The sequence below is a fragment of the uncultured Rikenella sp. genome, assembly GCF_910579375.1.
Classification (GTDB): domain Bacteria; phylum Bacteroidota; class Bacteroidia; order Bacteroidales; family Rikenellaceae; genus Rikenella.
This window is the reverse complement of sequence record NZ_CAJTUJ010000236.1, coordinates 1-1,050: the sequence shown is the minus strand read 5'-3', so window position 1 is coordinate 1,050 and position 1,050 is coordinate 1. Positions and strand designations below refer to the sequence as shown.

Annotated in this window: 1 protein-coding gene; it reads right to left on the bottom strand. The window is 60.8% G+C overall.

Going from position 1 to position 1,050, the window contains the following annotated elements; translation table 11 throughout:
• Positions 1-868: 868 nt before the first annotated feature.
• The coding region (locus QZ302_RS09995) for a hypothetical protein (RefSeq protein ID WP_294594979.1) at positions 869-1,050 on the bottom strand (182 nt) is incomplete at its 5' end.

Sequence of the window (1,050 nt, the reverse complement as noted above, 5' to 3'; positions counted from 1 at the left end):
GCGCAGGCGCGCGAACAAAGAACGGGGTAGAGGCTGCCAGTGGAAATGCGTAAGCATTTCCCGTCCACGGGACGTGGGGCCCGCGCGGCCCGAGCGCAGTACCCTCCTGTTGGCGAAGACGCGCGCCACCGCCTAAAGAAGCGATTCAATCATTTCGGCGATGAGCCGAAATAGAATGAATCGCGCAAGGCGCGCGAAAAAAGAAAAGAGTGGTGCGCAAAAAATCCGTCGCCCGCCCGCGTGAATGGGCATATTCTGCCGGTTGGCACTCGGCCAATCCGGCAAGAATTGCTGCGGGCGACGGGAATGTGGCGGAGCGACAGCGTAGCCACAGTGAGGCGGACACGGGGCGGAAAACTGGGCTGGGTTTTGGGCTGTGCCTGTTCTTCGGGTGGGAAAACCGTAGTCGGTTTTCCCACCGCGCCGGGCCGAGCATGGGGCTGAGATTTGGGCAGTGGATTGGGCTGAGCTGTTGGCCGGGCTTGGGCATTGCTCTTGCGACCCTTTGGGTCGCGCAGTTCGCCGCCACCCCACGCGGCGGGCTGCAACTCGACGGAGCTCGTTGCGCCTCCGCTGGCGGCGAACAACTTTAACAAGGTGTGCCCGAGGACGAACCTCGCAGAATTGGGGCAGAGAATTGACTGTGCTTTGGGGGCGGGTCAGACGCCCGGGCGGAACGCAACGAACGTAGTGAGTTTGCGGGCCTCCCGAGGGGGAGGCGTCCGGTCCGCGCGACCTTAAGGGTCGCAGGATTTCCCATTTAAGGCTTGGCGCGCGAAATGTAATAAAAACCATCCGCCGTGGTGCGAACGCATCCGCCGAGCGGGCGGTGCGTGCCGCACTTCCAATTGGCCGTGTCAGTCTCCGTTTATTCCGAGAGGCAACGCAACTGAAAACCGAAGGCGCGATGATCGATGCGTTGGTCGTAGAGCCAATTTATACGGAAATTCAGGTGAAATGAGTCTGTTCCGATGGTTGTGGATGACCAATTGTAACCACCGTTGGCAACACCGAGCATGTCGCCTGTATCATTGCGGCGGTAGCCCGGGG